Annotated in this window: 13 protein-coding genes; 6 read left to right on the forward strand and 7 right to left on the reverse strand. The window is 67.7% G+C overall.

Features of this window, described 5'->3' with window-relative positions; all coding sequences use genetic code 11:
• The first annotated feature begins 268 nt into the window (after positions 1 to 268).
• From drmB to ACFW6P_RS21115, 5 genes are read left to right on the forward strand one after another with little or no spacing between them, the layout of a single operon-like run.
• On the forward strand, positions 269 to 1,465 hold the full coding sequence (gene drmB / locus ACFW6P_RS21095; protein WP_386356630.1) for a DrmB family protein: 1,197 nt from the start codon (positions 269 to 271) through the stop codon (positions 1,463 to 1,465).
• A gap of 47 nt (positions 1,466 to 1,512) precedes the next feature.
• Positions 1,513 to 2,631 carry an ATP-binding domain-containing protein gene (locus ACFW6P_RS21100; protein ID WP_386356627.1) on the forward strand — a complete coding sequence of 373 codons (1,119 nt, stop codon included), beginning with the start codon at positions 1,513 to 1,515 and terminating at the stop codon, positions 2,629 to 2,631.
• Complete coding sequence (locus ACFW6P_RS21105; protein WP_386356625.1) at positions 2,628 to 3,791, forward strand: DUF262 domain-containing protein; 1,164 nt, start codon at positions 2,628 to 2,630, stop codon at positions 3,789 to 3,791. The genes ACFW6P_RS21100 and ACFW6P_RS21105 overlap by 4 nt, the downstream gene beginning before the upstream one ends.
• Positions 3,788 to 4,897 (forward strand): DUF3696 domain-containing protein, encoded by a 1,110-nt coding sequence (locus tag ACFW6P_RS21110; RefSeq protein ID WP_386356622.1) that lies wholly within the window; start codon positions 3,788 to 3,790, stop codon positions 4,895 to 4,897. Before ACFW6P_RS21105 ends, ACFW6P_RS21110 begins: the two co-directional genes overlap by 4 nt.
• A 16-nt stretch (positions 4,898 to 4,913) precedes the next feature.
• Positions 4,914 to 5,855 (forward strand): hypothetical protein, encoded by a 942-nt coding sequence (locus tag ACFW6P_RS21115; RefSeq protein WP_386356619.1) that lies wholly within the window; start codon positions 4,914 to 4,916, stop codon positions 5,853 to 5,855.
• 8 nt (positions 5,856 to 5,863) lie between these two features.
• Here ACFW6P_RS21115 and ACFW6P_RS21120 read toward each other — a convergent pair whose 3' ends face one another.
• The 7 genes from ACFW6P_RS21120 to ACFW6P_RS21150 all read right to left on the reverse strand — a co-directional run bounded on the left by ACFW6P_RS21120 (position 5,864) and on the right by ACFW6P_RS21150 (position 12,022).
• Positions 5,864 to 7,177 (reverse strand): McrC family protein, encoded by a 1,314-nt coding sequence (locus tag ACFW6P_RS21120; protein WP_386356616.1) that lies wholly within the window; start codon positions 7,175 to 7,177, stop codon positions 5,864 to 5,866.
• Entirely contained in the window at positions 7,170 to 7,934 is a 765-nt protein-coding gene (locus ACFW6P_RS21125) for an McrB family protein (protein WP_386356614.1), read from the reverse strand. Before ACFW6P_RS21125 ends, ACFW6P_RS21120 begins: the two co-directional genes overlap by 8 nt.
• A gap of 38 nt (positions 7,935 to 7,972) precedes the next feature.
• Complete coding sequence (locus tag ACFW6P_RS21130; RefSeq protein ID WP_386356611.1) at positions 7,973 to 9,280, reverse strand: hypothetical protein; 1,308 nt, start codon at positions 9,278 to 9,280, stop codon at positions 7,973 to 7,975.
• Positions 9,281 to 9,377: 97 nt separating this feature from the next.
• On the reverse strand, positions 9,378 to 10,670 hold the full coding sequence (locus ACFW6P_RS21135; RefSeq protein WP_386424352.1) for a hypothetical protein: 1,293 nt from the start codon (positions 10,668 to 10,670) through the stop codon (positions 9,378 to 9,380).
• 82 nt (positions 10,671 to 10,752) lie between these two features.
• Positions 10,753 to 11,262, reverse strand: a complete 510-nt coding sequence (locus ACFW6P_RS21140; RefSeq protein WP_386356605.1) for a hypothetical protein — start codon at positions 11,260 to 11,262, stop codon at positions 10,753 to 10,755.
• 70 nt (positions 11,263 to 11,332) lie between these two features.
• A complete protein-coding gene (locus ACFW6P_RS21145) occupies positions 11,333 to 11,710 on the reverse strand; it encodes a DUF4357 domain-containing protein (protein WP_386424354.1) in 378 nt (125 codons plus the stop codon).
• Between the two features lie 165 nt (positions 11,711 to 11,875).
• On the reverse strand, positions 11,876 to 12,022 hold the full coding sequence (locus ACFW6P_RS21150; protein ID WP_386424356.1) for a hypothetical protein: 147 nt from the start codon (positions 12,020 to 12,022) through the stop codon (positions 11,876 to 11,878).
• A 233-nt stretch (positions 12,023 to 12,255) separates the two neighbouring features.
• Here ACFW6P_RS21150 and ACFW6P_RS21155 point away from each other — a divergent pair, with 233 nt between their 5' ends.
• A complete protein-coding gene (locus ACFW6P_RS21155) occupies positions 12,256 to 12,447 on the forward strand; it encodes a hypothetical protein (RefSeq protein WP_386356596.1) in 192 nt (63 codons plus the stop codon).
• Position 12,448 lies beyond the last annotated feature (1 nt).

Consider the following 12,448-nt stretch of genomic DNA (forward strand, 5'->3'; position numbering starts at 1 on the left):
GGCGCCCGCTCGTCCCGATGCGGTTCGTGCAGATCTGCAAGGCGAGACACCTCTCCGACGTCGACTGGTGGTTCTGGGCGCACTCCCGGCTCGACCGGGAGGACCGTCAGGCATGCCCGTCCCGGGAGGCCCGCAACTCCCGGGCACAGTTGAGTTTTTGCGTCGAACAGCGCGCCGCCGGCCTGGAGGCTCTCTCGGTCGTCTGCACGGCGCCGAAGTGCCGAGGCGCCCAGGACCTCCTCGACATCCTCGGCACGCACGGCCTGCGTTGGTCCGGACGCAACCCTGGCAGCGCGCGACGGAGCGGGTCGACTGCCGCGAGACCGTCCAGGTCGTGCAGCGCACCGCCGGAAACCTCTACTACTCCGTGGTGCACTCCGCACTGGACATTCCCGAGGCCGAGGGGTCCCCGGCCTGGGAGGGCGAGGCTGCCGAGCGGGTGCGGGCCAGCACTCTGTGGCTGGCCCTGTGCAGCGCGCCGGACGGCCCGAACGCGCCGGCCCTGCGCCAGATGATCAAGCAGGAGACCCAGGCCGACGACGCGCTCATCGGCACTTTCCTGGCCGAGGAAGCCGGCACACCCGTCACCACCGCCACCGCGCTGGACAAGCCGGTCTACCCGGACCTCAGCAGCGAGGAATGGGCGGCGCTCACCGCGCCCGCGTCCGAGGCCACCCGCGACTTCGTGGTCCGGCACACCGACCTGGGGCTGTCCAGAGAGAACCAGGCGCTGTGGGCGACCCTGCGTGAGCGGATCGGCAACGTCGTGCTCGTCGACCGGCTGCGAGAGGTGCGGGCGCTGCAGGGGTTCACTCGGGTCGCCCCCGACGCCACCTTCGTGCCCGCCGACACCTCGCGCCGCCTGCGCTGGCTCCCGGCAGTCGAGGTCTACGGCGAGGGCGTCTTCCTCACCCTCGACGCCGGGCGTCTCGCCGACTGGGAGCGGTGCGGCGCCGTACGCAACAGGGTGCTCGGCATCTGTGCCGATCTGGACCGCAGCTTCCAGAAGGACCGGCTGGAGGCACACACCGGCACGGTGATGGCCCCTCGATTCGTCCTGCTCCACACGCTCGCGCACCTGCTCATCCGGCAGCTGTCCTTCGAGTCCGGTTACACCACGGCGAGTCTGCGCGAGCGTGTCTACGCCCGCGCCGATCGCGACCAGGCCGGGCTGCTCGTCTACACGGCGGCCGGTGACGCGGCCGGCACCCTTGGTGGCCTGGTCCAGCAGGGCGAGCCGCCGCACCTCGCCGAGATCCTGCTGCGCATGATCGAGGCCGCGGCCTGGTGCTCCGCCGACCCGCTGTGCGCCGAGCACTCCGGGCAGGGCTTCGGCAACCTCAACCGGGGCGCCTGCCACGCCTGCGCCCTGCTGCCGGAGACCAGTTGCGAGATGGGTAACACCCTGCTGGACCGGGTGCTCGTGGTCGGTGGCGGCGGGGTTCCGGCTTCTTCGAGGACGTGATCACCTCCGCCCGCGCGACCGCGGTGGACCAGGAGGAGTGAGGGCCGGTGGTAGTGGACTTCCTCTCGCTAGCTCCCGACCAGCGGGACGTGCTGGCCTCCCTTCCCTTCGACGGCCATCACCTGGTCACCGGGCCACCGGGATCGGCTAAGAGCGTTCTCGCGGTGCAGCGCGCGGTGATGCTCGCCCTGACCGGACAGCCGGTCACTCTCCTGACCCGCTCCAACCTGCTCCGCCAGTCACTCGAGCCGCTGGCCACGGCCCTCGGTCCGGAGGAGGGCCTGGACGTGTCGACCGTCCACCGCTGGCTGCACGCTTGGCACCGCGCCCTGACGGGTCGCCCCGCACCACAGACGGACGACGGCTGGTTCGACTGGGCGGCCGTCTTCCAGGTGGCCGCGTCCCGATCCCACGGCACCGGACCGCTCCTGGTGATCGACGAGGGGCAGGACCTGCCGCTGGACTTCTATCGGTTGTGTCGGCTGATCGGCGCCCGTACGACCGTCTTCGCCGACGAGTGCCAGCGCATCACGGACACCCAGTCCACGCTCGCCGAGATCGGTTCTCTGCTCACCGGCCCGAATCGCCACGATCTGACCGCAACCCACCGCACGACCCGCCAGGTGGCAGCCCTGGCCGCCCGCTTTCACGTCGGCGGGGCCCGGCCGACCCTCCCGGCCCGTGCGGGCCCGACGCCGTCTCTGCGCCGCTACGGCAACGCGCACCAGGTGGCGGCACACATCGCCGAGCACGCCGGTATCCGTCCTGACGACCGCGTCGGCGTGATCCTCCGCCACACCCGGAACCAGATGGATCTGACCGAGCGTCTGGAGCGACTCATACCACGCTCACGTCTCCAGACCTACGTCGGTGAGGGAGCCGGCCGTTACCGCACGCTGGACCTGACCAGCCCCGGCGTGACCGTCCTGAACCGGAGGAGCGCCAAGGGCCTGGAGTTCGACACGGTGTTCGTGCCCGACACCCATCTCGACGCGGGTGACGACCCGACCGGCGCGGGTCTGCGGATGCTTTACTACGTCCTGGTCACCCGGGCCCGCACCCGGCTGTTCCTGGGATACACCGGGGAGAAGGAGCCGCCGCCGGTGGCGCACGTTCCAGTGACGGAGCTGGTCCGGGGCCAGGGCACGGATACGATCGCCTCATGACCACCCCGGAGATCCAGAAGGCGCAGACGGCTCATGAGGAGTACTTCCTCGACAAAGGTATGGACGTCGAGGTCGAGACCGAGGCGGACGAGGAACCGCCGGAGATCGACAGGCCGTGGAATCCGGAGCAGATCAGGGTCAACACAAAGCAGTTCTCGCTGCGCAACGCGCTCGACATGATCGACGACGCGTCGCTCGAGCTCGCTCCGGACTTCCAGCGGGGCCGTGTTTGGAAGCCCGTCCAGAAATCCCAGCTGATCGAGTCGGTGCTGCTGCAGATTCCACTGCCCGCGTTCTACTTCGCCGAGGACGCGGACGGGCTCCTGCGCGTGGTGGACGGCCTGCAACGTCTCTCGACCATTCATGACTTCGTCCGTGGCGATGAGAAGTCGGGGTTCGCGCTCAGGGGTCTCGAATATCTGGCTCACGTCGAAGGAAAGGTGTTCGATGAACTTCCCGCGCCCTGGAAGCGGCGTATCAACAATGCGCAGATCATGGCGCACGTGATCGATCCGACGACCCCCCCAGAGGTCATGTATGACATCTTCCGGCGGATCAACACTCTGGGCACGCCGCTGAACGCGCAGGAAATCCGGCACTGCATGAGCCGTCCCCGGAGCCGTCGTATCCTCAAGGAAATGACGTCGACGGACGCGTTCTACCAGGCGACGAGCATCCGGAACCACATCCGGATGAACGACCGGGAAATGGCGCTGCGTTTCGCGGCCTTCTGGTTGATGGGCCTGGAGGGGTATGTGGAGGACGCCGCTATGGATCCCTTTCTGCATCGGGCGACCCGCCTGCTTGACTCGGTCGGCGAGGTCGACGACGACAAGGCTGCACGCATGCAGGCGGACTTTAGCAAGGCCATGACAAACGCCCGTCTGGTCTTCGGTGATCACGCCTTCAGGAAGTGGCCGGAAGAGGTTTCGTGGCGGAACCCGATCAACCGTCCCCTCTTCGAAACCTGGTCTCTCACGCTTGCCCGTTACGACGCTGAGGATTTGGAGCGCAGGAAGGGCGCGATCGTGTCACAGGCCCGCAGCCTGATGACGAGCGACTTCAGGTACCTCGAAGCCATCACATCGTCTACCGGTGACGTCAGGCGCGTCATGTACCGCTTCCGGCTCACGGAGCAGGCGGTGGAGGCCGGCGAGTGATCTCCTTTCTGGGCGTGCGTCACTTCAAGCGTTTTGCCGACGCCTCGTTCACGCTGCGTCCGCTCACCGTCCTGACGGGCCTCAACGGCACTGGGAAGAGCACGGCCATTCAAGCTCTGCTGCTGGCCCGCCAATTGGCGGACATGCACAGCGGCAGCAGTGTGGTGCAGCTCAATGGGCCGTACGGGCTGGCTCTGGGCGAGGCGCACGAGGTACTGCATCCCGATGCGCCGGACTCGGTGATCGAGATCCGCCTTGACAACGATGGCGGCGATTCCGTCGCGTACCGTCTCGCTGTGCCGGACGATCAGGCTCTCTATCTGGAGGTTCTCGACTTCGAGCTGGTCTTGCCAGAACTGCGCGGTTGGGGAAGCGAGTTCTCGTACCTGTGTGCCGAGCGGCTGGGGCCCAGAGACCAGCTCGGGGTGTCCGCGGAGCATCCCAATGCCATCGGCGTGGGCGTGCAGGGCGAATACACGGCGCAGATCCTGGCGTTGCACGACAGCGATCAGGTCCCCGAGGCGCTGCTCCACCCGGACACCGAGGCGACGCATGGTGTGACCATCCTGCGAACCCAGGTCGAGACCTGGGCTTCCGACATCATCCGCCCGATCAAGATCACCGCTCAGTGGCCGCCCGGCATCACCGCGAGCACGATCCGGTTCCAGGAGCCGGGTCTGCTGAGTGAGCCGATCCGTCCGACCAACATGGGCTTCGGCTTCTCCTACGCCCTGCCCGTGATCGTCGCCGGACTGCTGGCCCGGCCGGGGGATCTGCTGATCGTGGAGAATCCCGAGGCTCATCTGCACCCGGGAGGCCAGTCCAAGCTGGGACGGTTCCTGGCCCGGGTGGCGGGCACGGGCGCCCAGGTGATCGTCGAGACGCACAGCGACCATGTGCTAAATGGTGCTCGACTCGGCGTGGCGGACGATGGGGTACTGGCTCCGGAGGACGGCGTCGTCCACTTCTTCGGCGCCGAGGAGACCGCCTCGGTTCCGATCGGGTTCACCGAGCGGGGTGAGCTGACGAACTGGCCCCTCGGCTTTTTCGACCAGATCGAGCAGGATTTGGGGAGGCTGGCACGTGCCAGACGTAGGGGGCGATGAATGGTACCGGTTCGTTGTGGACGAGACGTCGTTTAATTTCCGAGGTCTGACGGAGCAAGAGCTCACAGATCTGATGGAGAAGTTCAGCGACACCCTCGCGGAGTTACGAGAGCGGCATGAGGTTGCAGTCTCGCCGTGGTGGACCGAAGCTGAGTGCGCGGACGGGCGCGAGTTGTTCCACGTCCTCTACGAGGCGGGTACGCCGCGCGCTGGCCGCGACGCCCGCGTGAGAATGGCTCGCATGATGGACCGCTGCCCGGCTTGGGACACAGCCCTACCCGGCCTGCCCGATCACGTGGAACTCGGGGAAAGCAGGCAGGAGTTCGCCTGGTCGATCGGGTATGCCTGGTGGCACACGGTTCGTCAGCGGCATGTCGCTTGCCTCGTCTTCCCGGCTGTGGAGCGCCGAGACTGGCAGCCCGTCTCCGCCGTGGACCAGGCGAACAGCGCAACGGCGGAGGTGAAGGTCTTCTTCTTGGCGGAGCCGTCGGCGCTGACCTCCTTCTGGCGTTCCATGTTCGCCCGTGAGAGCGTGGCCGAGCCGGACTTCTTCGACCGGGCGCGGGAGGCGTTTCCGCAACTGGTCCTCGCCGACTCCCTCTCCTTCCGCAAGTTCGACGGGAAGTACTCGGAGATGCGGGACTGGGTCGTCCAAGTGCTGTCCGTGGTGCACGACCACTTCGTGGAAGCCGTGGCCAAGCATGGCGGTCAACCTGCGTATGTCCAGGCGGAACTGGGCCGGCACGGGCTCGTGCTGTCTCCGGAGAGCCCTCGGACGCGGTCGAAACCCAAGATCATGAAGCAGCGGGACGTGCTGCACGAGGGGGAGACCTACCACTGCGAATGGCACGCGAAGAAGGACCCGCATCGCAACCGGGTGCACTTCAGCCTGCCCGAGCAGCGTCTCGGCGGCCGGGTACTGATCGGTATCTTCGTGGACCATCTCGACACGGAGTGACCGGCGTTTCATGGTCCGCCCCGGCACCTTCCTCGTGCTTGCCCAGGGGTGTCGGAGGGAAGGCCGTCACCGTTCGTCAGCGGCAGCACTGATCCCAACCATGCCGTAGCCTGCTGGGGGTGTGTGTGAGTGTCAACGCCGAGGACGTGGACATCTCCGAGGCGTCCACGCGGGCTGTCGACCTGGAGAACGCGGTACGAATGCCCGCCGGTGCGGGGGTGGACGATCACGGCACGCCTGTCGTCGCTCGGAGTGTAGCCGGCGCTGTAGGTGAGGAGCTGGTGAACATCTGCGGCGCTGACGCTGTGGTGGTCGTAGCGCTTGTACTTCGCGTCCACCGGCAGCAGCGTGCGTGCGGTCGGGTCCCGGTCGGGGAGGCCGAGTAGGACGTCCGGTCGGAAGGCCGAGCCGATACCGAGGTCGCCCCGTACGGTGATGCCTGCTGCGCCGCCGCCGGCAACGGCGTGCCCGCCGTGATCGCCGGCGGCATCGGTGACCAGGCGCCGGACGACGGCCTCCCAGAGGGCGGGCATGGCGAGCAGGAGGCCGTCCGCCGCGGTGCCGTGGTCGGTGAGGACGTCCGTCACGCCGCCCCCGCGTAGCAACAGCCGGGCCCAGGTGTGTGCGGCGCGGTAGCGGGCGTTCAACCGGGTGTACCGGGTGCGGTCCAGGGCCCGAAGGGCGGCCTCGGGAGGCGTGGCATTCGGGAACGCGTCGGCGACGGTGTGGAGGTCGCGGGCCAAGTCGGGACTCGTGGTCAGGACGCAGGCCACTTGCAGGGCGGTTCCCAGGACACGGTTGTCCCAGATGTCCGTCTCCCGGCCGAAGGTACGGACGTGCAGCTTGTCCAGTTGTCCGTAACGGAGGGTCGTCTGGGCCGCGACGTCCAGGCGGCCTCGCAGGACCGGTTCCAGGTTCTGGCGGCGTACGTAGTCCCGGCGCAGCCCCTCCCGCAGCAGTTGCTGGCACTGCTCCAGTAGGGCCGCGGCCACAAGGTCGGCGTAGCCTTCCGGGCCGGTGGCCCAGTGCCGCGACGTCACCGGGAGTGGAGCCGGTGCACCGAGGGCGTACGCGAGCCAGCCCATGAGCCGATCGCCGGGAATGGCGAACTTGGGCTGCATGACCAGACGGATGCGGTCGAGGACCAGTAGGCCGACCGTCGCACCGGCCTTGAGCCGCCATCCTGTCGGAGTCTGTTCCAGGCTGAGACGACCGTGCGCCTGCAGGGCACGCAGACGGTTGACATCACGGGGCGTGAGTTGTGAGTCCCTCAGCAGGGCTGAGCCGTACTCCCCGATTCGTACCTCGGAGCGATCAGGCATCGGGGCTCGGTGTGCCACTGGTGAATTCGCTCGCCAGCGCGGCGACGAGGTCTTGCGGCGACATCAGTGCGGGGCGTCCGGTGTCTGCGTCGACGAGACCGCCGAGAATGCGGTGCAGCAGGTCGGCGCGACCGAGGCAGTAGTCCTCCAGCAGCGGGATCACCTCATGGCGAAAGGCGGCAGCCAGATCGTCTTCGGTGGCGATCGGCTCGGCGCCGCGGAGTAGGTAGGCATGTCCGATCTGGTGGTCGGAGTCGAGATGCCGGGCGATGCGGGTGTTGAGGGACTCGAAGAACTGTGCCAGATCCAGTGGGCCGACGGTGCCGGACACGACATCCGGGTCGGGGCCGACCGGAAGGAAGGAGAATCGTCGGCGTACGGCCGCGTCCAGATGGCTGATGCTGCGGTCCGCCGTGTTCATGGTCCCGATGATCCGCACGTTCGGCGGTACGGAGAACGTGCGTCGACTGACGGGCAGGGTGAGGGGCAGTCCGCGCTTGTCGAGTTCGAGGAGTGTCACCAACTCGCCGAAGATGCGCGGCAGGTCACCTCGGTTGATCTCGTCGATGATCAGGAGGAACTTCTCGTCCGGGTGGGCGGAGGCCTGGGCACACAGTGTGTGGAACACACCGTTGGTGAGCGCGAGCGTCAGTCCGGGGCCCGTGACGTTCATGTCCGGTTTGAAGCCCTCGACGAAGTCCTCGTATCCGTAGGAGGGATGGAAGGTGACCATGTGGACGCGACCGGTCCGCAACATCTTCGCTTGGGCGGCGGCACGCTGCTCAGGTGGAGAGCTCAGGGCATCCGTCCGGCCGATGAGGGCGAGGGCGGTGCCGAGCGCAAGCCGGGTCTTACCCGTTCCCGGGGCCCGTACAGGATCACCTGTCCCTTGCGGTCCAGTGCCGTCAGCACGCTCTCGATGTCCTCGGGCAGCGGGACGGGATCACCGGTGTGAGGCTGCGCGGTTCGTGTACCCGGGGCTGTGAGACCCGCAGAGATCTGCGCGAAGAGAGCCGCGTCGACCTTGGCGAACGTGGACCGCCAACCGTGTTGCGGTTCCGACAGTTTCCGCGCGTGCGAAACGTCCCACGTCACCGGAACGACGTGCCGGTATTCGACATGGTCGGGCTCGAAGCGGTAACTCCCGTTGACGGTGCCGGTCGCGAGGACCTCGTCCGTTCCGCGGTTGGCGACGATCCGGTCCCCCGGCTCCAGGTCCCGGAAGGCGAGCAGACGTCGGGCGAGCGTCAGGCTGCCTCCGCTGCTGCGCGGCCAACGCGCGTCGAGCGCCTGCTTGAGCTCGGTATCGCTCTGGTACTGACCAAGGTCACCGAGCTCGTCCCATCCGACGCGAATCACCGCGCCGTCACGGCATTCCTCCCACAGTCGGCCGCGCTCACCGGGTGCGATCTTCCAGATGGTGTTCTGCCGCGGGCGCGGATCGAATCTCAGGTACAGGAAGCGCATGACCTCCTGTCCGCTCCATCCGTCGAACTCCGGCCGCGAGCGGACGAGTTCTAGCAGACGACGGTTCCTTCGCCAGGCCGGCGCGTCGGTCTGTGGCGAGCCTCCCAGCAGAGTGATGAACCGGCGCAGGTGTTCGGCTGCGTAGATGGGCAGAAAATGCTCGGGAAAGTAGGTGGCCAGTGACTTGGTCACCAGTGTCGGTCCGAAGCGCAGTACCTCCAGATCGTCCACTGCGTCGAAGTCCCCGGCGCTCACGGCCTCGAAGGCTCGCACGAACTGTCCGCGCAGTTCCTGCCAGGCTTCCTGCGGCTCCATCCCGCGCAAGGGGGCGGCCAGTCGCCACTCGCCGGAGTTGTGGTGGTACATGATGTGCTTTGCGGCGCTGCCACCCTTGATGCTGCCGAGGTTCGGGGTACCGAACTCGATCAGCCTGCAGTACGTCGGTCCATCCGCGGGCGGTGCCGGCCGCCCCAGGGCGTAGCGCGACAACGGCATCGCCGCCCACCCATCCAGAGGGAACTGCGACAGTACCTGCTTGCGTTCGTCATCGGCTGCCGTCTCGGCCTCCGTCACGGTGCTTCGGTCGAATTGCGCTGCCGCCGCCTGCAGGTCCGGTTCGTCCGCCATGAAGGTCATGATGCCGGATCATCGGCACCAGGAGGGCTGGCCTCGGGAAGTCCCTGGCCGGCGCCGGGGAGTCCCGGTGGTGACCCGTTCCGCCCCGGCTGTGGTGTCACCAGGGTTCGAGCACCCGTGTGCCAGGCACATCGGCGGGCAGCGACGCGTCCAGGGCAAGGGAGTTGAGGGGGGTCAGCCTGCCTGTCGTCCGGTCCAGATGAAAGGTGTACGCCTTGGCCTTGTCGGCGAACTCCGCCGCCGGGCGGGTCAGACCACCGCCCGTGATGAGGATCAGACGCTTGGGCAGCTCCTCGCCGGACGCCGCGGCCATGCCGTTCAGCCGCTGGACCTCGGGAGCCGACACGTTCTTGCCGGTGCTGCGCCATTCGATGTGGAACACGTCGGACTCGATCGGGATGTCGGCCTCGCCTTCCACGAGGTCCGAGAAACCGAGCATGGTGAGTTGATGGAGAACCGCTCCTCTGATTTCCCAGGGGGTCAGCGGGTACGGGCGGCGTTCGTGCGCGATCTCCTCGAGCCCGTCCAGGAGATCGGAGAACTCCTCCATCCACTCGGGTACGTCGTTCTGCACGGGCAGGACTGCGAAGAGGCTGTCCTGCACGGCGGATCCGGGTCTTTGAGAGGCGGGGGCGGTGGGTTCCGGTGGCGCCCACGGTGGCTCCGTGTCCCACGCGTCCGGCCCTTTGCACAACAAGTCGGCGAGCTCCTCCAGGGATGCTTCCGCGCGCGGCACGCCCGGTGTGGGGGAGGACGTGCTGCGAAGGCACCACGCGAGATCGACACGGCCCCACCCGCCCCATCGCGGTATGTGCACGTCCACCAGCCATCCGAGAGTGGGCTTGAGTGAAACGCGCACGAAGGCCTCGGGAAACTCGGCTTCCAGGAAAGCTCCCTCGCGCGCGCCGAAGATGTCGAGCTTCGGCGCATGGCGTGGCCCGTAGGCGAAGTACCCGTTCCCGGCGACCACCCGCCGCACGCGTACACCCCGCATGTCCAGGAGGTCGGCCAGCTCGGTCATCTCAGACGGCTCGCTCTCGTTCCATCGCCAGGGGGACGAGAGTTGCTGTCCGGTGAGATGCGCCGAGGCATGGGCGTGCAAGGCGTCTACGAGCACATCGTCGGGAGTATTCAGCGGCCAGAGGGACGGCTCGCTGTTCAGGACGGGATCCATCACCCCCCAGACGATGCTGTGCCCCATGCGTACGAAGGCCAGGCCGACCGACTGAGCCCCGGACAGGAGGACCGTGAGGAGCATCAACCCCTCGGAGTCGTGGAAGCGGACTCGTTCGGCCAGTTCGGGGTGGCGTTCGCGCATGGTCCGTTCCAGGGTCTGGAAGTGCATGTGTATGCCTAAGGCGGCGACCATGTCACGGGGCGGGAAGGGCAAGGGACTCAACTCCTGTCGGGGCGGGCCGCGCGCTCGACGGGCGGCGGTGTCGTGGCGCCTCGTCGTAGCGTAGGCCGCTTCGTCAACGGCGTTTGAGGGAGTAGTCGCCCACCATGGAACCGTAGGGCTTCAGGAGCGGCTGAAGTTCCCGCTTGATCAGCGCCGCGTCGGTGTCCGGCAGGGGGAGCGAGGCCCGGCGCATGCGGAAGCTCCAGTGAGCGGGGTCGGGGAAGACCCGGAGGTCGCTGACGAGATCGCGCAGGACGACGCCCTCACGGAAGGGCGTGAGACCGTGGACGCGCAGCCGACACCCCTCGGTGAAACGGCGCTCCTGGAAGAGGACGGGGGTGTCCAGGGTGCGAACCTCGCTGGTGATGGTGGCCAGGCCGATCACGCGTCCGAGGTCCCGGGTCGGGTTCCCGAAGCAGCCGCGTGTGGTGTACAGGAGGATCTCGTCGCCCTTTCGGAGGGAGAGGGACTGCTGGGTGCGGCCGGCGGGAAAGGCCATCCGCTGGTTTTCCAGGACCCAGGCGAGGGGCTCGTGGGCGTTGATGATCAGCAGGTGGGTGGCGGGTGCGTCCGAGGTGGTCATGAAGGTGTGTCCTTGGTGGGAGGCGGTCCTGGCGATGGGCTGCGGCGAATCGGCTGCTGTGCGAGTCCGGCTACCTGCGTAGGGACTTCAGTTCGTCGCCACTGCTCGTGACACGCCAGAACAGCCAGCCGTTCGTGTTGGGGGACCGGTCTGGGTTGAGTTCCTGGATCACCGCCATGGCGGCGGCGCTGGGCGAGGAGAAGGACCTACCGGCCTGCGGCCCCTGGGTGACGGTCAGGGTGCGCGTGTCCGGATGGAAGAGTGCCTGGATCCGCTCGCCCCGGTACACCGCGTGGACACGGACGCCGTCCGGCTTTTCGTCGGGCTCCTCGGGGGTGCTCCATGACTCCACCAGCCGCCGGACCACTTCGGACGGCGTGCACGCCATGAGACGCGCGGCGAAGACGACCTTCTCGTGAGTCTGCTCATCGAGTTCAATAGACGGCATAGTGCTAATAATGTTCAAACTGCGTTATGAGGTCAAGGTGCTGTTCGGTGCTCCCTATGATCAGCCGCGGGAACGAGCACAAGGGGGAACGACGTGACCACGACGTACGGCACAACGCCCGATGCGGAGGTTCCGGGCGAGCGCGGGGACGACGACCTGGACGAGTCACTGCGGAACCTCGAGCAGGCGGTGCGCACCGCACAGCGCGCATTCGACGAGATCGGCCGGTGCAACCGACTGCTCGATCACGCGCAGGAATCCGGTGACGAGGCGATTCGCGAGCTCGACGCGTTGCTGCGCCGCCGCGAGCACGCGGCCGTCCCGGTGCTCCTCGGCCGGCTGGACGCGCTCGCGGCCGAGGTGGCCAGGTCGGAGGCGGACCGCACCGTGGTGCGGCGCATTCTCTTCGGCGCGGACGCGGACGAGGAGGGCGAACTGGCCGACGCCGTCGGCGCACAGGCTGTTCCGCGCCTCACCTCGGACGACTTGCCGCGGATTCCCACGGTGCACGACGTGGAGGACCCGGGGACAGCACGCTGGAGGACATGTGGGAGCGGGACCAGGCGCTCGCCTCGCGCCAGCACGAGGTCCGGCGGGAGCGGACCCGGATCGCCGCCGGTCACCTGCGCACGGTGACCGCGAGGGCGGTGGACTCCTTCGGCACTCCGGACGCCACGGCCGCACTGCTCGTGGAGGCTCGTCGGGCGTACGTGCTGTGGGCGTCCTGCGTCCGGTGAG

It is taken from the genome of Streptomyces sp. NPDC058741 (assembly GCF_042746715.1).
GTDB lineage: Bacteria > Actinomycetota > Actinomycetes > Streptomycetales > Streptomycetaceae > Streptomyces.